This is a genomic window from Sinorhizobium sp. NG07B (assembly GCF_002532005.1).
GTDB classification, from domain to species: Bacteria; Pseudomonadota; Alphaproteobacteria; order Rhizobiales; family Rhizobiaceae; genus Sinorhizobium; species Sinorhizobium fredii_C.
Window position 1 is genome coordinate 151,586 of the sequence record NZ_NWTD01000004.1, and the last position, 17,055, is coordinate 168,640.

Below are 17,055 nucleotides of genomic sequence, written 5' to 3' on the forward strand. Positions count from 1 at the left end.
TCGCCGGGATTTTGCGGGTCGGCCGAAAAGCCACGCACAAGCCTGTTGATCCAGTTTCGGACGGAATAACCATCGGGGATGTCGCGCGCCGGCTGTCCCCCGATCCTTCCTGGCGGGGCAGCGCGCATGGTTTCGACTTATCTCGACTACAATCTCATCGCGCGGGACATGAAGGTCAGCCTGAGCCGCGTCTCGGAGCAGACGGTCGTCGCGCGCGACACGCAATACTACAAGGACAACATCGGCAATGTGGGCTCGGTCGACGACTTCCTCGACGACTACCGGCTCTATTCCTACGCGATGACGGCATTTGGCCTCGGCGACATGATCGATTCGGTGGCCTTCATGCGAAAGGTGCTCGAAAGCGACCTCTCCGACACGAGCAGCTTCGCCAACAGCTTGACGGACGATCGCTATCGAGAATTCGCTCTCGCCTACAGCTTCAGCGGCGGGACCGCCGTGTCGCAGACCGAGGCACAGCTCGACGAGATCATCGGCCTCTACGATACGAGCATTCTCAACCTCGCGGAGACGCAGAAGGAGGAGACCCGCTACTACAACGTCATGATCGACAAGATCACCAGCGTCGATCAGCTCCTCAACAACGATCGGCTGAGAGCCTATATCTTCACGGCTTTCGGCATCGATGAGAGCACCTACTCCCGCCAGACGATCCGCAGCGTCCTCTCCAGCAGTTCCGGCGATGCGAGCAGCTACGAGAATACGGTGATTGCTCCCAAGCTTACTGAACTCGAGACCGCCAAGGCAGCGGCGGAAGCACAGTTGGCCGCGGGAGACCTCACCGACGAGGAAGAGGCGGAGCTCGAGAGCAAGGTAACGACCTACACGAATTCCATTGCCACGCTGAACAACTATCTCGACCTTGCAGCTGCCTTCGACTTTGGTTCCGATGGCACCGTGAGCGCGGGTGCGGCGCAGACCGACGAAAACAAGCTTGCCGTCAACGACCTCTATGTCTCCAGCAATTCCCGCGTTACCTCACAGGCGGCGCTGCTGAACAAAGCCTATTTCGAGGAGACGATCGCGAGTATCACGTCCGTCGATGAGCTCATCGCGGATACACGCCTTTACAATTACATCAGGACCGCTTTCGACCTCGACGAGGTGACGATCGTTTCCGCAACCATCAAGAACATCCTGACGAGTGATTCGGATGATCCGGAGAGCTATGTCAACACGATCGGCGACGGCGACGAGAACTACCTGGCGCTCGCCAATGCCTTCAATTTCCAGGAGGACGGCACGCTGGCTGACGGCGACAGCGCGCAGACCGCCACCCAGACGACGCTCACCTCCAACCGTTACATGACCCGCTATAATGACAAGGACGACGAAGCGGACGAGAAGGCGGTCAGTGCCTACAAGGCCGCGGTCTCCGGCATGACCTCCGTCGACGATTTCATCGTATCCGCCTCGATCTATGATTTCGCCTTGCAGGCCGTCGGCCTCGATCCCGACACGGAGAGCACCCGCACCATCCAGCGCGTCCTGACCAGCGACCTCACCGATCCGAAGAGCTTTGTCTACACGCTCAAGGACGAGCGATACGTGACCCTTGCCAAACTGTTCAACTTTACGACAGAGGGCGAGGTCGGTGCACCGGCACTGGCTCAATCGGAAACGCAAATCCAGGAAACCGCGAAGAACTACATCGTCATCAAGTCCCGTTTTGGGTCGGACGAGGAGAAGACCAAGGCCCAAGAGGAGAGCGAATATTATACGGCCGGGGTCGCCAAACTTTCCTCCCTCGACGCGTTCCTGGCCGACGAGCGTCTCGTCACCATCGCGCTCGAGGCGAACGGCATCGACCCCGAGGGCGTGACGGCCGATTTCCTCCGCGACATCTTCGCCTCCGACATCGATGATCCGGGGAGCTTCATCAACGAACAGGAAAATTCCGCCGCCTATATCTCGCTCGTGACCTCCTTCAATTTCGACAGCGAAGGTAACGTGCTGCGCGAGGAAAGGGAAAGCATCGTCACACGCCACGGGCTTTACGAAACGCTTGATCAATATCTGCACCAGACGCTCGAAGAACAGGCGGGCGAAAGCAATGAAGGCGTTCGCCTGGCACTCTATTTCGAGCGCAAGGCCGGCACGATTGTCGACGCCTACGACCTCCTCGCCGACGACGCGCTCGCCGAGGTGTTCCGCACGATCTTCAGCCTGCCCGACGAGTTCAGCACCATGGACATCGATCAGCAGGCGAAGATCGTCGAAAAGAATCTCGATCTCGAGAAACTCAGCGATCCGGTCGAACTGAAGAAGCTGCTGGCGCGCTTTGCCGTGCTTTACGATCTGGAAAACAACACCGAGGTCGATCCGGCCGTCTCGGTGCTCACGAGCAGCGGCAGCAGCGTCGGCATCAGCGCCGACACGCTCTATACCTTGTCGCAGCTCAGGATGGGCGGATAGCGCCGCCTCAATCAATCCTGCCGCAGCACCTTGTCCGGGTTCATGATTCCGGCCGGATCGAAGGCATGCTTGATCCGCCGCATTAGCTCGATCTCGATCGGCGCGCGGATGGCCGCAAGTTCGTCGCGCTTCAACTGGCCGATGCCGTGTTCGGCCGAGATCGATCCGTTATATTTCAGCACAATGGCGTGAACGATCGCGTTCACTTCGTGCCAGCGGGCCAGAAAGGTCTCGCGGTCCGCGCCGACCGGCTGGGTAATGTTGTAGTGGATGTTGCCGTCGCCCATATGGCCGAAGGCGCAGATGCGTGCGTTGGGGATTGCCGTGATGACCGCCGCATCCGCTTCCGCCATGAAGGCGGGAATGCTCGACACCGGTACCGACACGTCATGCTTGATCGAGCCGCCCTCGGGTTTCTGCGCCGGAGACATGCTCTCGCGCATGTGCCACAGCGCCTTTCGCTGCGCTTCGCTCTGGGCGATGACGGCATTCTCGATGAGACCCTCCTCTGCGCCTGCTTCGAGCAGGCTTTGCACCATCTGCTCCGAACTCTCGGCCGAGTCGGAGGTGGAGATATCGATCAGCGCATACCAGGGATGACTTGTTTCCATCGGGTCGCGAACGCCCGGTATGTGGCGGGTGGTGAACTCGATGCCGAGCCTCGGCATCAGTTCGAAGCCGGTCAAGGCGGGACCGCAGAGGCTCGATGCCCGCTCGAAGAGTCCGAGCGCCTCTTCGACGCTTGCGAGCCCGGCAAAGGCGACCTGATGGCCGCGCGGCTTCGGGAAGAGCCTTAGGACGGCGCCGGTGATGACCCCGAGCGTCCCTTCGGCGCCGATGAACAGATCGCGTAGGTCGTAGCCGGTATTGTCCTTCTTGAGGCGTCGGAGACCGTCCCAGATTTCGCCGGTCGGGAGCACGACTTCCAGCCCCATGCAGAGCTGTCGCATGTTGCCATAGGCAAGCACGGCGGTGCCGCCGGCATTGGTGGAAAGATTGCCGCCGATCCGCGCCGATCCTTCGGAGCCAAGCGACAGCGGAAACAGCCGGTCGACGTCGTCCGCCGCCTTCTGAATGTCTGCGAGAATGCAGCCGGCGTCGGCGACGATCACATTGCCGACCGGGTCGATGTCGCGGATGCGGTTCAGCCGCTCAAGGGAAAGCACCACATCGGCCTTTCCCTCGCGCGGGATCTGGCCGGCCACGTGGCCGGTGTTTCCGCCCTGGGGCACGATCGCCGTCTGGCTCTGGCTGGCGAGCCGCAGGATGCGCGAGACTTCATCGACCGAGGCGGGCTTCAGCACGAGCGGTGTCGTGCCGCGGTAAAGCCCGCGCGATTCGACGAGATAGGGCGCCGTCTCCGCCGGTCCGGTCAGCGCATGGCCGGGGCCGACGATGTCGGTGAACGAGGCGATCAGTTCGGGAGAAGGGATTGCTGTGCTCATGACCTGCCTGCGATTTATATTGCCGAAACAGCCGGACCACACAGGTCTCGCGCTTCCGGTCAGATCCTCGGGGCGGCGGCCCGTTCGAGCCGGTCGACGATCGCTTCGCCAAGGCCTTCGCCCGGGATCGGCCCGAAAGCGATGGTTCGAGCGCCGCTCGCATCTGCCTTTTTCATATAGTCGAAAAGATTGGCGGCCGCTTCCCTGAGATTGCCCGTTGGGCTGAGGTCGAGGACGATCGCCGCGCTGCCTTCGCCAGGCAGCGCCTTGCCGCCGAAGCGGATCAGCGCCTCTCCCGTGTGGACGTCCGTCGCATTGAGCCGCACCGCGGCACCCGGCGCATAATGCGAGGCGAGCATGCCGGGAGCTTCGATCGTCGCGCCGGCCGCTTCCGGCCGCTCAACGGGAAGGCCGGCGAGCGCCTCGATCTCGGCCGCATCGAGACCCCCCGGCCGAAGCAGCCGCAGCCGGCCGTTTTCGACCTTGATGATCGTCGATTCGAGGCCGATTTCCGCCGGGCCGGCATCGAGGATCAGCTTCAGCTTCGCACCGAGATCCGCCTCCACATGGGCCGCGCTGGTCGGACTGATCTTGCCCGACGTATTGGCGCTCGGCGCCGCCAGCGGGCGCCCAAAATGTGAGATCACCCGCCGGGAAAAACCTTCAGGCATGCGGATCCCGAGCGTGTCGAGGCCGGCCGAGGCAAGCGCGTGCACGGTACTTTCGGGTCGCTGAGTGAGAATCAGGGTCAGCGGCCCCGGCCAGAAGGCTTCCGCGAGGCGTCGGGAGATGGGGTCGAATATCACATGCGCTTCGGCCATTCCCATGTCCGAGACGTGGCAGATCAGCGGATTGAAACGCGGCCGGCCCTTCATCTCGTAGATGCGGCTGATCGCATCGGCACTCGTTGCGTCTGCTGCAAGGCCGTAGACGGTTTCCGTCGGGATCGCCACGGGCTCACCTTCGGAAAGCACCGCGCAGGCCGTTTCGATCGCCCGATCCGGTTCGCTGCGCGTATCGATGATTTCGGCCATGGCGGTTCTGGTCCTTTCCGTCGCTTCCTTAACGGAGGAGGAGGGAAAACAGAACGATTTTCTTTGTCGATGACCGGCGTCAGAGGCTGCGAATGATCCGCCGCAGCGCTTCGTCGCGTGCGCCGAGCATCAGGACGTTCTTGAGCGCCACCTTCGGGTCCTGCGTCCGGAAGATCAGGCCGTTGCCCCGAACATTTCGATCGAGGACCATCCGCCCCTCTTCGGTGCCGGGTTGAATGGCCACGGCGAAATACATGCGCGAGTAGCTTGTCTGTATGCGTTCGAAGAAGTGCGCCTCGTCGCCGAGGTCGGAGAAGAAGTTGGCAAAGTAGAACGCCCAGGTGACGTCTCGCGATCGAGCGAGATGAGTCCGCGCCGCGGTGACATGGCAATAGCCGAGGTGGGGACTGTCGGCGAGGGTCCTGTGGAAGATCATCTTCGGGAACTGGATCGAGGCATGAAAGCCGTTGATCCGCCTGTGTGTCGTCTCTCCCGCCGCCTGTAATCTCTGTCCGGTTCTCTCTGCCACTTCCTCATGCGTCATGTAGCGGCGCTGTTCGGGCAACCACGGCCGGCGCCGGTCGATTCGGCCCGTGCGCAGGAACTCTGTATGGCCGCCCGCCGTTTTCGGCGCCGGCGCCTGCGCTTTGCCTGAGGCGTCGTAATATCTGATTTTTGCCATCGACCTCTGCGTCACTTGTCGCTGAACGGACTAAACCGTCAGCGAACGCTAAATCACTATGGTTAATAGAGTATTTCGGGCGCCCGTGCATCGCTTTATGTCGCAAAATGGCCCGTGATCTTCGCGGCCTGGATGCCGCTGCGAAAAAAAGCGCCATTTGCCGAAAAATGTATCTATCACATTGTTTATTATAGAAGATGTCACAGGACTTCCAACGCGCGCGCATCGAAAATCTTTGTCGTCTTTCTGGAATGGAATGTCGCGCACCGGCAATTGCCGAGCCTGTCTGGCCGCTTAGATTCGAATTGCTCAAGGTGCCGCTTCTTCGCAGGGAGGGGCGGAGAATTGGGAAGCCGGTCAAATCCCGGCGCTGCCCCCGCAACGGTGGTGGAGTGAACCCCCGGCATAAGGCCACTGGACAATCGTCCGGGAAGGCGCCGGGCAGGGCCCTCGGGCCGCTCCAGAGCCCGGAAACCAGCCTTGAGGAAAACGACCGTAACTGGTTGCGGCGGGCAGCCGGATCGGAGCCAAGGCGCACGACATCTCTCCGGCGCGGTTCCCGTCCTGCCTGCCCGAAACAGGGCTAACGAGGACATGGGCATGGACATCCAGAACGAAATGCTGCGCAAGCTGAAGACCCGCCGCGAGGGCTACAGCCTCGATCGGGCCTTCTACATCGACCCGGACTATTACCGTCAGGACCTGGAGAATATCTGGTACAAAGACTGGCTATTCGTCGGCCACGACTGCGAAATCCCGCGTCCCGGCAATTACTTCACGCTGCAGGTCGGCGACTATCCGATCGTCATCGTGCGCGATCGCCATGGGGCGGTCCGAGCGCTGCACAATTCCTGCCGCCACCGCGGCTCGCGCGTTTGCACCCAGCACAAGGGATCCTCGGCCAAGCTCGTTTGTCCCTATCACCAGTGGACCTACGAACTCGATGGCAGGCTGCTCTTCGCCCGGCAGATGCCGGAGGATTTCGATCCGGCCCAGCACAGCCTGAAGCCGGTCAATTGCGAAACGGTCGGCGGCTATATCTTCATCAGCCTTGCCGAGCGGCCCATGGATTTCCAGCCCTTCCGCGACACGGTTGCAGCCTATCTCGCGCCGCATCGCCTCGGCGAAACCAAGGTCGCCTATGAAAGCACCATCGTCGAGAAGGGCAATTGGAAGCTCGTCTGGGAGAACAACCGCGAGTGCTACCATTGCGCCGCCAACCATCCGGAACTCTGCCGGACCTATCCCGAGGCTCCGACTGTGACGGGCGTCCAGGGCGCCATGGACGATCCGGAAATCGGTGCACATTGGGAGAGATGCGAGGCGGCGGGGCTGCCGAGCGCCTTCAAGATCGGGCCGACCGGCCAGTTCCGCATGACGAGGATGCCGCTGATCAACGGGGCGGAGAGCTATACGATGTCCGGCGAGAAGGCGGTCCGCAAGCAGCTTTCCGGCGACATAAGCGCGAACCGCATCGGCACGCTGCTGCTCTTCCATTACCCGACGACCTGGAACCACATCCTCGGCGACCATGCGATCACCTTCCGCGTGCTGCCGCTCGGGCCGGAACTGACGCAGGTCACGACGAAATGGCTCGTCAGCAAGGATGCGGTCGAAGGGGTCGACTATACCCTCGAAGACCTCACCCATGTCTGGACCGAGACCAACGACCAGGACCGGCAGATCGTCGAGGAAAACGCCTTCGGCATCCGCTCGCCGGCCTATGAGCCGGGTCCCTATTCGGCCGAACACGAGGGCGGGGTCATGCAGTTCGTCGACTGGTATTCGCGCTTCATGCAGGATCGCCTGCAGGGCAGCGCCGCTCCTCTGTCGCGGGTGGCATGACGATGGAAATGGCACGCTCCTTTCACCACTTCGACGAACTGCAGCCCTGGAAAGATCGCCAGTTCCTGCTCGAATGCATCTCCGCGGTCGGCGAGACCGCGGACGTGATGACCTTCACCTTCCGGTCCGACAGGCCGGCCTGGTTCCGCTACCTGCCCGGGCAGTTCGTGACGCTGGAACTCCCCGTCGGCGAGGAACCGGTGATGCGCACCTATACGCTATCGTCCTCGCCGTCCCGCCCGCTTTCCGTGGCGGTCACGGCCAAGGCGCAGTCGAACAGCATCGGCACGCGCTGGATGTTCGACAATCTCAGGCCTGGCATGACGTTGAAGGCGCTGGGGCCGCTCGGCGATTTCAGCTTCGTGCGCCATCCGGGCGAAAAATATCTGTTCGTCTCGGCCGGCTCCGGCATCACGCCGATGATGTCGATGACGCGCTGGATGGCGGATTGCGCGCCGGACACGGATGTGACCTTCATTTCCTGTGCCCGGCAGCCGGAGGATCTGCTGTTCAAGCCGGAGCTGGAGATCCTCGCCCGCCAGATGCCGCGTCTCAATCTCGGCTTCCTGGTGGAAGGACACGAAGCGCGTCACGGCTGGCACGGCCTGCGCGGCCGTATCGATGCGACGAAGCTGCCGCTGCTTGCACCGGACTTTCTGGAGCGAACGGTCTTCTGTTGCGGACCCGAACCCTTCATGCGCGGGGTTCGGGAGATGCTGGAGGGGGCCGGTTTCGATATGGCCCGCTACCACCAGGAAAGCTTCCAGCCGGCGGCGGCGCCGGCGGCAGAGGAACTCGCCATCCGCGCCGGCTCGGCGGCCGGCGCTCAAGGCGAGGCAGCCCGGGTAACCTTCACCATGAGCGGCAGGGAAGTCTCGACCGTCCCCGGCCAGACGATCCTGCAGACAGCACGCGCCAACGGGGTCAGGATCGGTGCGGCCTGCGAGGGCGGCATCTGCGGCACGTGCCGCGTCTTGAAGATCGCCGGCGAAGTCGAGATGAACCACAATGGCGGTATTCTCGATGACGAAGTCGACGAGGGCTACATCCTCGCCTGCTGCTCGCGGCCTATCGGCGACGTTCAGATCGAAGCGTAGACAGCTACAGGCGCCGTCCGGCTTTTTCAGCGGCGCTCGGGCTGGTTGGGCAGGTGGGCCTCGGCGGCCTTCACGCTGATCGCACCGGTGACCGTTCCGTCGACGCCGGCGCCCGAGCCGCTCTCGGCCTCGGCACGGCTGATGAGCAGGGGTTTTGCGAGCGGGACGGTGGCCGCGGCGCTCACCGCCGGCGCCTTGCCAATCTTCGCGGAGGCGATGACGGTGACGATCGGCGGCTTCTCCGGGAGCAGCGCGCCCTGCGGCCACACCTTCTTCAACTCTGAAACGGTCATTGCGGCGACGTTGACGTCGATGTCGTTGAGCGTCCCGGGCACGCGATAGGGGCAGCGCTTCTTTCCGCAATTATGCGACGACGAGAACTGCCACAGCGCATAGCGATCCCAGTTGCCCATCGGAAAGACGTCGCGAATGTCGGGCTTGTAGCGGGCATACCAGAGCGGCAGGCGGGAAAGCAGCCGATGCTGGGCGCGGTTGGCGGCGATCTGCTTCGCGGTGATGTGGTTGGTGTAGAGAATGGGGTATCGCCCGGTGCGGGCCTTGATATGGCCGGCAAAGATCGCGGCGTCCTCGAGTGACATGTAGTTCTCGGGATCGATACCCTCGAGGTCGAGAACCATCAATTCGTCCTCGCGCGGCGCCGCATAATCGAGGAAGTGGTTGGCCTGATCGACGGGATTGCCCGGGCGCGCCAGGTGATAGGCGCCCCAGAGCAGTCCATGGGAGCGGGCGATCATTCGGCGCGTCTGATAGAGCTCCCGGCTGACCGCATATTTTCGCCACATCGTCTTGCAATGGGCGACCGTGTCTCCGCCGTGATCGCCGGTGCAGCTGTAGCTTTCCGGAAGGCCGTCGGAGGCCTTCGCGATGAAGCCGGCGATGCGCTTGTCCTTCAGCATCGCTTCCCAGTCGATGCTGTTCAACTCGTAGGCGTCGACGATGATGGCGTTCTGCCGCGCTTTCCACGGTTCGACGTCTGCGGCGCGTGCGTTCGCCGCCGCAAAGGCCAGGCCTACCAAGGCCGCCAGGCGCAAGATCATCCCCGAGATCGAGATTCCCCGCTTTTCCATTCTCTGAGATTGCCGACTTAGCGTTAAAGGGTCGTAAATCTCAGCCCCTCAGCCAATCTGCGCGAGAGCGCCGCTCCTGTACACTGACTCTTGGCGGTAAAGTGCGGCGGGACTCGGCTCTGGATTGTGGCGCGAAACGCGGCGTGTTGGTCGTATCCGGTCAAAGGATGCCGACGCGTTTGAGGATCAGCCATGCCAGGCCCATGGAGGCGGCGATGATCAGCCCGGCATAGAGCGTGCCGCTGCCGTCGGCGAAGGGCAGGGCACCCGTGTTCATGCCGAAGAAGCCGGTGACGAGCGTCGGCGGCAGCAGGAAAGCGGTCATCAGCGAGAGAATGTAGAGGTGACGATTGGTCTCCGACGAAATCTTGCTGTCGATCTCCTCGTGCAGCAGCCTGGCGCGCTCCTGAAGCGCGAACACGTCGCGATCGACCGCCTCCAGCCGATCGGATAGCCGTTCGGTGACGTCGATGAAGCCCGGCGGCACCTCGTCCTCATCGGACGCGCCGGCGCGTCGCAGCAGCGCGAGGATCGTTCTCAGATGCCGATGCAGCCGCACGACGGTTCGGCGCAAGGGCGCCAACCCCGGCTGCTGCCGGTGCCCCGCCTCGCCATAGACCCGGTCCTCGATGACGTTCAGTTCCTCGGTCAATTCAAGCACCAGCGTGATCAGCGTCCGCTGGAACTCGGTGACGAGCATTTCGAAGAGATCGATCGGTCGGCCGCATTTGGCGCTCTTCTCGACCGCCGCCTTGACGCGGTCGATGCTTCTCAAAGGATGCAGGCGGCTGGTGATGATCATCCGGTCGCCGACGGCGAAGTGCAGCCAGCCGATCGTCTTCGTCATCGTGTCGAAGGTCCGTTCGAAATCGACAAGCGTGCCATAGACGACGTCCTCGGCAACGGTGATCGCCGCTTGGGTGTCATGGCTGGTGAGCGTCGCCATCGCCGCCGGCGGGAGGGTGCCGATGCGCTCGATCAGTGCCGGCGTGCGCGCATCGCTCAACGCCAGATGCAGCCAGACCCAGCCTTCGCCGCCTTGAAGGCTGTCGACGGGTGAATCCGTCGCGATTCGCAGGCAACGGCTTTCTCCGGGCAGGAACCGGTAGGCCCAGACGAGGCCGGGTATTTCGGGAGAAATCAGATTCATCGGAGCGCCATGACCAGGTCGTTCGAAGTGGCTTCTATTCGCGCGCCATGACAGTTTTGTTACAGTACATCGCCGGCCGCGGTGTCCAGAATTGACGTTGACGTTTACGTAAAAACAAATAGGGTGCGGCCGGTAGGAAGCCGAAGCGAACCTGCGCCTGCGGCCGCAAGGGAGGAGCACCATGTACAAGGCACCGGTGGACGAGATCGCATTCACCCTGAAGCACGTGGCCGGTATGGCCGATGCCGTGAGCGCGGGCGTCTTCGGCGAACTCGGCGAAGATCTCGTCGACGCGATCCTTTCGGAAGCCGGCCGCTTCGCCACCGACGAGGTGGCGCCGCTCGGCGAAGTGGGGGACCGTCAGGGATCGCGGCTTATCGACGGCGCGGTCAAGACGCCGGAAGGTTGGCGCGACCTCTACCATAAATGGATTCAAGGAGGCTGGAACGGCCTGACGGCGCCAGAGGTTTTCGGCGGCCAGGAACTGCCGCACATGCTGCATGTCGCCGCCATGGAGATGTGGAACAGCGGCTCCATGGCCTTCGCGCTTGGCCCGACGCTCACCATGGGCGCGATCGAGGCACTGGACAGGCACGGTTCCGATTTCCTGAAGGCGACCTTCCTGTCGAAGATGGTCTCCGGCGAGTGGATGGGGTCGATGAACCTGACCGAGCCGCATGCCGGCTCCGACCTCGGCGTGCTGAAGACCCGTGCCGAGCGCTGCGGCGACGGCAGCTACCGCATCTTCGGCCAGAAGATCTTCATCACCTGGGGCGAGCACGATTTCACCGACAACATCGTCCATCTCGTGCTGGCGCGCCTGCCGGACGCGCCTACGGGTACGAAGGGCATCTCGCTGTTTCTTGTGCCGAAGTTCCTCGTCAATGAGGACGGTTCGCTCGGCGCCCGCAACGATCTCTTCTGCCACTCGCTCGAACACAAGCTGGGCATCCATGGGTCGCCGACCTGCACGATGATCTATGGCGACGGCAAGTTCGGCGACGAGAAGGGCGCGATCGGCTATCTGGTCGGCGAGGAAAACCGCGGCCTTGCCTGCATGTTCACGATGATGAACAACGCCCGGCTTGCCGTCGGTATGCAGGGCGTGGCGATTGCCGAGGCAGCGACGCAAAAGGCCATCACCTATGCCAAGGAACGCACCCAGGGCCGGGCGCCCGGCTGGAGCGGCCAAGGCATGAGCCCGATCATCGAGCATCCGGATGTCGCCCGCACGCTCTTGACGATGAAGGCGCTGACGCAGGGCTCGCGCGCCATCGCCTATGCCTGCGCGCACGCCGTCGACATGGCGCATGCGAGCGAAGGCGAAGCGGCGCGCCATTGGCAGGAGCGCTCGAGCCTCTTGACGCCGATCGCCAAGTCCTTCGCCACCGACGCCGGCGTTGACGTCGCCTCCATGGGCATTCAGGTGCATGGCGGCATGGGATTCATCGAGGAAACCGGTGCGGCCCGCTATCTGCGCGACGCCCGCATTGCGCCGATCTACGAAGGCACCAACGGCATCCAGGCGATCGATCTCGTCACCCGCAAGCTGCCGCTTTCCGAAGGTAGCCAGGTGCGCGGCTTCATCGGCGAGCTCCGCGACGTCGCCCAGGCGGTGGCGGCTTCGAACAGGCAGGAGTTCGGCGAGACCGCAGCGCGCCTCGAGACGTCGATTGCCGATCTTGAAGAGGCAACCGACTGGCTACTTGCAGCGCTCGGCGACGGACGAACCGCCGAAGCGCTTGCCGGCGCGACCGCCTATCAGCGCCTCTTCGGCCTGGTGCTGACGGGGGCCTATCTTGCCAAAGGCGGCCTGGCGGGCGCCGATGACGGGAAAGAGGAGGCGCGCGTCGCCCTCTGCCGCTTCGCCGCGGAGAACCTGCTCGCCGAAACGGCGGCGCTCAAGGATCGTGTGGTCACTGGGGCGGAGAGCCTCGCCGCCGCCCGCTTCATTCTCGACTGAAGCAGAAACAGGAAAATCCTTATGACCGATCATGTGCTTGTCGAACGTCCGGACGCCTATCCCGGCGTACAGGTGATCCGCTTCAACCGCCCGGATAAGAAGAACGCCATCACGCGCGACATGTACGCGAAGATGACAACCGCGCTGACGGTCGCCGGATCGGATCCCGCGATCCGCGCCACCGCGTTTCTCGGCACGCAAGGGTGCTTTTCAGCCGGCAACGACATGAATGATTTCATGGCTTTCGCCATGGGCGGCAGCATGGGAGGCGAAGTTCTCGACTTTCTCCGCGCCCTGGCGAGCGCGACGAAGCCGGTCGTTTCCGGAGTCGACGGCCTGGCGATCGGCATCGGCACGACGATCCATCTCCATTGCGACCTGACGGTCGCCTCAGCCCGATCGGTGTTCAGGACGCCCTTCGTCGATCTGGCGCTCGTCCCGGAAGCCGCCTCGAGCCTGATCGCCCCGCGCATCATGGGCCACCAGCGAGCCTTCGCCCTGCTTGCCGCCGGCGAGCCGCTCGAAGCGGCCGCTGCCCTTCAGGCCGGATTGATCTGGAAGGTGGTCGACGAGAACGCCGTCGAGGAAGAAACGCTGTCGCTTGCAGGTCGTCTGGCGAAGAAACCGCCCGAGGCGCTGCGCATCGCCCGCGATCTGATCCGCGGCGACCGGAATGACGTCCTCGCACGGATCGACGAGGAAGCCGAGCACTTCGCCGCGCAATTGAAGAGTGCCGAGGCGCGCGCGGCATTCGAAGCCTTCATGCGGCGGTGAGGTCCGAGCGCCCGAACTTGCTTCGCGGGAGATGTTGAACCGCTGCAGCAACTTCGTCATGCCACATCAATCGGTCTGCACCCGGCCTGTCGCGGACGACAGCCATCGGCTCGGTAATACTCCACATGGATGGAATGCCTAGAGGCAACTGCCCATATTTGGTGTTTAATGGTGGAGTTACCGTATAGACGCATGTGATCAAGCACAGGTCTGCGAAACGACGACGGGTGTGCCCGGACTGCCCATTTGAACTTCGCCATATGGCGAGGCATCACCGGAATGCCGCCGTCGAGGAACGAGAAGGCATTGGCTGGGCGTGGATGGCCACCGCGGGGTAAACCCATGGAAAGACGGGACAAGGAAAGCGACAAGGAACAGGAAAACCTTTCCCGGCTCGAACGGGCCGCGCAACAAACTGCTGATCCAAGAACCATGCAACAGAAGGCGAAGAAGCCCGAGGAAGAATTTCGCTTCAGCCTTCGCAAGGAAGACATCTGGTGGACGGTAGGCTTCGCCGGCGCTGCCTTGCTGCTTTTTGGCATTCAAGTGCTGATCAACTGGCGCTTAGAATGGCTTGACGCGCCTATGCGCCTTCGCGTGCTGAATTACGTCAGGGGCGGCCTTCTCATTTTCACCATGCTGACCGTGGCGAAGGTCGTTGAAGTCTTTCTCATTGGCCGAATTCCCAATCGTGTTGCGCGTTTCAATCTGAAACGTATTTTTCGATTGGTGGTCGTCGTCGCCATCGTATTCGTCGCCATTTCAGTTTTGTTTGTGAACTGGTACGGCGCGGTCGTTTCGCTGGGCCTGATTTCTCTGATTCTCGGTTTTGCGCTGCAAATGCCGATCTCCAGTTTCATCGCGTGGATTTATATTCTGGCCAGGGCGCCTTATCGCGTCGGCGACCGAATTCGCATCGGCGATGCCCACGGCGATGTCATCGATGTCAGCTATCTCGACACGACGTTATGGGAATTCGGCGGCGAGTATCTTTGGACCGATCATCCGAGCGGACGCATTATCAAGTTTCCGAATTCCACCGTGTTTGACACACCGGTCTTCAACTATTCCTGGCCGCTGTTTCCCTATGTCTGGAACGAAATCAAGTTCCAGCTCGCCTATGAAAGCGATCTGGAATTTGTGGCGCGAACCATGAGAGAGGTCGTGGAAGAGCAGATCGGCGACATCATGAGCCAGAAGGTGAAGGTCTATAAGCATATCCTGTCGGAAACGCCGGTGGACGAACTCGACGTGAAGGAGCATCCCGTGGTTCATTTTCGCGTCAGCGAAAACACCTGGCTGGAGGCCATCGTACGTTACCTGGTGCCGCCGAAGGAAGCGGGGCGTACCAAAACACGCTTGATCAAGGAAATGCTGGCACGAATGAATGCGAAACCTGATCGCGTGCTGTTTCCGAAGAGCAATTTGAGGTGAGCCTCCTCACGCCACGAGTCGCATCTGGCCGGATGAACAGCGGCCCATAAGAGATCACTTCTCCAGAGTCGCAACCGTCTCGACATGCGCCGACCAGAGGAATTGGTCGATGGGGGTCACCGATGTAATGCGGTAGCCGGCGGCAACGAGGATCGAGAGATCCCGCGCAAGCGTCACCGGGTTGCAGGAGACCGCGGCGATTTTCTTCACGCCCGAGCGGGCGAGTTCGTGGCATTGCGCCTCGCCGCCGGCCCGGGGCGGGTCGAAGACGACGGCGTCGAAGACCTTCAGTTCCTGCGCCATCATCGGCCGGCGGAAAAGGTCGCGCTTCTCGACCGTCACCGGCTTCAGCCCTTGTGTGTTGCGTGCGGCGAAGTCGAGCGCCTTCAGCGCCTTGTCCTCACCCTCGACGGCATGCACTCGGCTGGTCCGGGCGATCCGAAGCGCAAAGGTGCCGATGCCGGCGAAGAGATCGGCCACGCGCTTCGCCTTGCCGACATGCCCGAGCACGAGCTTCGCCATCGCCTCTTCCGCCGGCCGTGTGGCCTGGGTGAAGGCGCCGGGCGGCGGCGAAACCGATACGCCGCCGAAATCGATCAGTGGCTTGACCGGTTCGATGATGATCTCGCCGTTCAGGCTGACGCGCGCGATGCCCCGCTCGCCGAGAACGGCTTCCACGGTCGAACGTCGCTGACGGTCGCCGAGCTTGATGTCTTCGAAGGCGAGGTCGAGGCCGGTATCGGTCTCGAGCACGGTGATCCGGAACGGTTCGGTGCTCGACGCCATAGCCGCCGCGATCTTGCGGATGGTCGCGAGCCGCGAGACGATGCCCGGGCTGGTGATGGGACATTCGCCGATCGCGACGATATGATGGCTTTGCGCCTGGTTGAAGCCGAGCAGCAGTTCCTTTTCGGTCCGCCGGGCCGTGAACACGGCGCGCCGGCGCTCGCCGGGCCGGGCGACGATCAATGGAGCGACCTCGGGCGTCAGGCCTTTCGACTTCAAGGCGTCGATGACGAGATTGCGCTTGAAGGCGTGGTAGAGCGGGTCGGAGGCGTGCTGCAGGGTGCAGCCGCCGCAGGTGCCGTTGATGCCGTCCGGGCCGAAATGCCGACACTTCGGTTCGGTCCGCTCCGGGGAAGCCTCTTTCAGCGAAATCAGCGTGCCATGTGCCTTGTTGACGGCCAGCGCGACGGTTTCGCCGGGCAGGGTGAAGGGCGCGTAGACGGGGCCCGCTTCGGTCTGCGCAATGCCGTCGCCCTGGGCCCCGAGACGGCTGATGGTGACGATCTCTGTGCTCATCGCTTCAGCCCCGCAAGCAGAAACTCCCTGTTGCCGTCGCCGCCGGCAATGGGCGAGGGGACGAGGCCAAGGCTTTGCCAGCCCATGTCCTCCACGAGCCAGCGTTCGAGTTCGGCCGCCACGGCCGGGGCGCTCTCCGGGGCCTTGAGGAGCCCGGCCTTGCTGATTGCGTCGCGTCCGGCCTCGAATTGCGGCTTCACGAGCAGGATACAATTGGAGCCCGGCTCGGCCAAAGACAGCGCCGGCGGCAGTGCCAGCTTGATCGAAATGAATGAGACGTCGGAGACGACGAAGCCAATCGCCCGGTTACCGATGTCGTCCGCTGTCATCGCGCGGGCATTCAGCCCTTCGATATTGGTGACGCGCGGATCTTCCGCGATGCGCGGGTGCATCTGCCCGTGGCCGACATCGACCGCTACCACATGCGCGGCGCCGCGCTTCAACAGCACCTCGGTAAAGCCGCCCGTCGAGGCGCCGACATCGAGGCAGGTCCGACCTGCCGGATCGAAGCCGAAATGGGCGAGCGCGGCAACGAGCTTCAATGCGGCCCGGGAGACATAGGCCTGCGCCGGGTCATCGATGGTGATCGCTGCGTTTTCCGTAAAGGCGGCGGCGGGCTTGGTCACGGTGCGCCCGTCGACCTTGACGGTGCCGCGCTGGATCGCGTCCCGCGCGCGGGCGCGGCTGGCGACCAGGCCCTTGTTCAGGAGCAACTGGTCGAGGCGGAGGATGCTTTGCTTGCTATCGGACATGGGCCGTCATCGCCCGTCGAGAGGTATATTGCAAGCGTGTTCCGTTGAGCCGC

Annotated in this window: 13 protein-coding genes and 1 riboswitch; of the genes, 6 read left to right on the forward strand and 7 right to left on the reverse strand. The window is 62.7% G+C overall.

The genetic code is table 11. The features are described from left to right. Window positions 1-126 precede the first annotated feature (126 nt). Window positions 127-2,436: a DUF1217 domain-containing protein gene (locus CO664_RS15385; protein ID WP_097539274.1), complete on the forward strand. Its 2,310-nt coding sequence runs from the start codon at window positions 127-129 to the stop codon at window positions 2,434-2,436. 11 nt (window positions 2,437-2,447) lie between these two features. Here CO664_RS15385 and CO664_RS15390 read toward each other — a convergent pair whose 3' ends face one another. The 3 genes from CO664_RS15390 to CO664_RS15400 all read right to left on the reverse strand — a co-directional run bounded on the left by CO664_RS15390 (window position 2,448) and on the right by CO664_RS15400 (window position 5,597). Then, a complete protein-coding gene (locus CO664_RS15390) occupies window positions 2,448-3,881 on the reverse strand; it encodes an FAD-binding oxidoreductase (RefSeq protein ID WP_097539478.1) in 1,434 nt (477 codons plus the stop codon). A 59-nt stretch (window positions 3,882-3,940) separates the two neighbouring features. After that, the gene (locus CO664_RS15395; protein WP_097539275.1) at window positions 3,941-4,915 is read right to left on the reverse strand and encodes an L-threonylcarbamoyladenylate synthase; all 975 of its coding nucleotides are present in this window, start codon (window positions 4,913-4,915) and stop codon (window positions 3,941-3,943) included. Between the two features lie 79 nt (window positions 4,916-4,994). Continuing rightward, complete coding sequence (locus CO664_RS15400) at window positions 4,995-5,597, reverse strand: DUF6656 family protein (protein WP_097539276.1); 603 nt, start codon at window positions 5,595-5,597, stop codon at window positions 4,995-4,997. 295 nt (window positions 5,598-5,892) lie between these two features. Continuing rightward, a riboswitch (cobalamin riboswitch) is annotated at window positions 5,893-6,095 on the forward strand. Between the two features lie 102 nt (window positions 6,096-6,197). Between CO664_RS15400 and CO664_RS15405 the strand changes: the two genes are divergently transcribed. Then, window positions 6,198-7,442, forward strand: coding sequence for an aromatic ring-hydroxylating dioxygenase subunit alpha (locus tag CO664_RS15405; protein WP_097539479.1), 1,245 nt, complete (start codon window positions 6,198-6,200; stop codon window positions 7,440-7,442). Then, window positions 7,439-8,539 carry a hybrid-cluster NAD(P)-dependent oxidoreductase gene (locus CO664_RS15410; protein ID WP_176536603.1) on the forward strand — a complete coding sequence of 367 codons (1,101 nt, stop codon included), beginning with the start codon at window positions 7,439-7,441 and terminating at the stop codon, window positions 8,537-8,539. Before CO664_RS15405 ends, CO664_RS15410 begins: the two co-directional genes overlap by 4 nt. A 26-nt stretch (window positions 8,540-8,565) precedes the next feature. Here the strand turns inward: CO664_RS15410 and CO664_RS15415 are convergent, their stop codons facing one another. Both CO664_RS15415 and CO664_RS15420 read right to left on the reverse strand, forming a co-directional pair. Then, window positions 8,566-9,627, reverse strand: a complete 1,062-nt coding sequence (locus tag CO664_RS15415; RefSeq protein ID WP_176536604.1) for a glycoside hydrolase family 25 protein — start codon at window positions 9,625-9,627, stop codon at window positions 8,566-8,568. A 160-nt stretch (window positions 9,628-9,787) separates the two neighbouring features. After that, entirely contained in the window at window positions 9,788-10,777 is a 990-nt protein-coding gene (locus CO664_RS15420) for a transporter (protein WP_037413342.1), read from the reverse strand. A gap of 181 nt (window positions 10,778-10,958) precedes the next feature. On the opposite strand from CO664_RS15420, the gene CO664_RS15425 reads away from it, so the two are divergent. From CO664_RS15425 to CO664_RS15435, 3 genes are all read left to right on the forward strand, one after another. After that, window positions 10,959-12,740: an acyl-CoA dehydrogenase gene (locus tag CO664_RS15425; protein WP_097539277.1), complete on the forward strand. Its 1,782-nt coding sequence runs from the start codon at window positions 10,959-10,961 to the stop codon at window positions 12,738-12,740. Window positions 12,741-12,761: 21 nt separating this feature from the next. Next, complete coding sequence (locus tag CO664_RS15430) at window positions 12,762-13,514, forward strand: crotonase/enoyl-CoA hydratase family protein (RefSeq protein ID WP_037413345.1); 753 nt, start codon at window positions 12,762-12,764, stop codon at window positions 13,512-13,514. 342 nt (window positions 13,515-13,856) lie between these two features. Further along, window positions 13,857-14,948 (forward strand): mechanosensitive ion channel family protein, encoded by a 1,092-nt coding sequence (locus CO664_RS15435; RefSeq protein ID WP_097526304.1) that lies wholly within the window; start codon window positions 13,857-13,859, stop codon window positions 14,946-14,948. A 54-nt stretch (window positions 14,949-15,002) separates the two neighbouring features. Here the strand turns inward: CO664_RS15435 and CO664_RS15440 are convergent, their stop codons facing one another. Both CO664_RS15440 and CO664_RS15445 read right to left on the reverse strand, forming a co-directional pair. Beyond that, window positions 15,003-16,250 (reverse strand): class I SAM-dependent RNA methyltransferase, encoded by a 1,248-nt coding sequence (locus CO664_RS15440; protein WP_097526303.1) that lies wholly within the window; start codon window positions 16,248-16,250, stop codon window positions 15,003-15,005. Continuing rightward, window positions 16,247-17,002, reverse strand: a complete 756-nt coding sequence (locus CO664_RS15445) for a TlyA family RNA methyltransferase (protein ID WP_097526302.1) — start codon at window positions 17,000-17,002, stop codon at window positions 16,247-16,249. The genes CO664_RS15440 and CO664_RS15445 overlap by 4 nt, the downstream gene beginning before the upstream one ends. Window positions 17,003-17,055: the final 53 nt, after the last annotated feature.

What these genes read in the sequence shown, in the direction of transcription:
- CO664_RS15440 (WP_097526303.1), bottom strand. Translation starts at nt 16,250, where the DNA reads ATGAGCACAGAGATCGTCACCATCAGCCGTCTCGGGGCCCAGGGCGAC.
- CO664_RS15420 (WP_037413342.1), bottom strand. Translation starts at nt 10,777, where the DNA reads ATGAATCTGATTTCTCCCGAAATACCCGGCCTCGTCTGGGCCTACCGG.
- CO664_RS15410 (WP_176536603.1), top strand. Translation starts at nt 7,439, where the DNA reads ATGACGATGGAAATGGCACGCTCCTTTCACCACTTCGACGAACTGCAG.
- CO664_RS15435 (WP_097526304.1), top strand. Translation starts at nt 13,857, where the DNA reads ATGGAAAGACGGGACAAGGAAAGCGACAAGGAACAGGAAAACCTTTCC.
- CO664_RS15425 (WP_097539277.1), top strand. Translation starts at nt 10,959, where the DNA reads ATGTACAAGGCACCGGTGGACGAGATCGCATTCACCCTGAAGCACGTG.
- CO664_RS15430 (WP_037413345.1), top strand. Translation starts at nt 12,762, where the DNA reads ATGACCGATCATGTGCTTGTCGAACGTCCGGACGCCTATCCCGGCGTA.
- CO664_RS15400 (WP_097539276.1), bottom strand. Translation starts at nt 5,597, where the DNA reads ATGGCAAAAATCAGATATTACGACGCCTCAGGCAAAGCGCAGGCGCCG.
- CO664_RS15390 (WP_097539478.1), bottom strand. Translation starts at nt 3,881, where the DNA reads ATGAGCACAGCAATCCCTTCTCCCGAACTGATCGCCTCGTTCACCGAC.
- CO664_RS15385 (WP_097539274.1), top strand. Translation starts at nt 127, where the DNA reads ATGGTTTCGACTTATCTCGACTACAATCTCATCGCGCGGGACATGAAG.
- CO664_RS15445 (WP_097526302.1), bottom strand. Translation starts at nt 17,002, where the DNA reads ATGTCCGATAGCAAGCAAAGCATCCTCCGCCTCGACCAGTTGCTCCTG.
- CO664_RS15415 (WP_176536604.1), bottom strand. Translation starts at nt 9,627, where the DNA reads ATGGAAAAGCGGGGAATCTCGATCTCGGGGATGATCTTGCGCCTGGCG.
- CO664_RS15405 (WP_097539479.1), top strand. Translation starts at nt 6,198, where the DNA reads ATGGACATCCAGAACGAAATGCTGCGCAAGCTGAAGACCCGCCGCGAG.
- CO664_RS15395 (WP_097539275.1), bottom strand. Translation starts at nt 4,915, where the DNA reads ATGGCCGAAATCATCGATACGCGCAGCGAACCGGATCGGGCGATCGAA.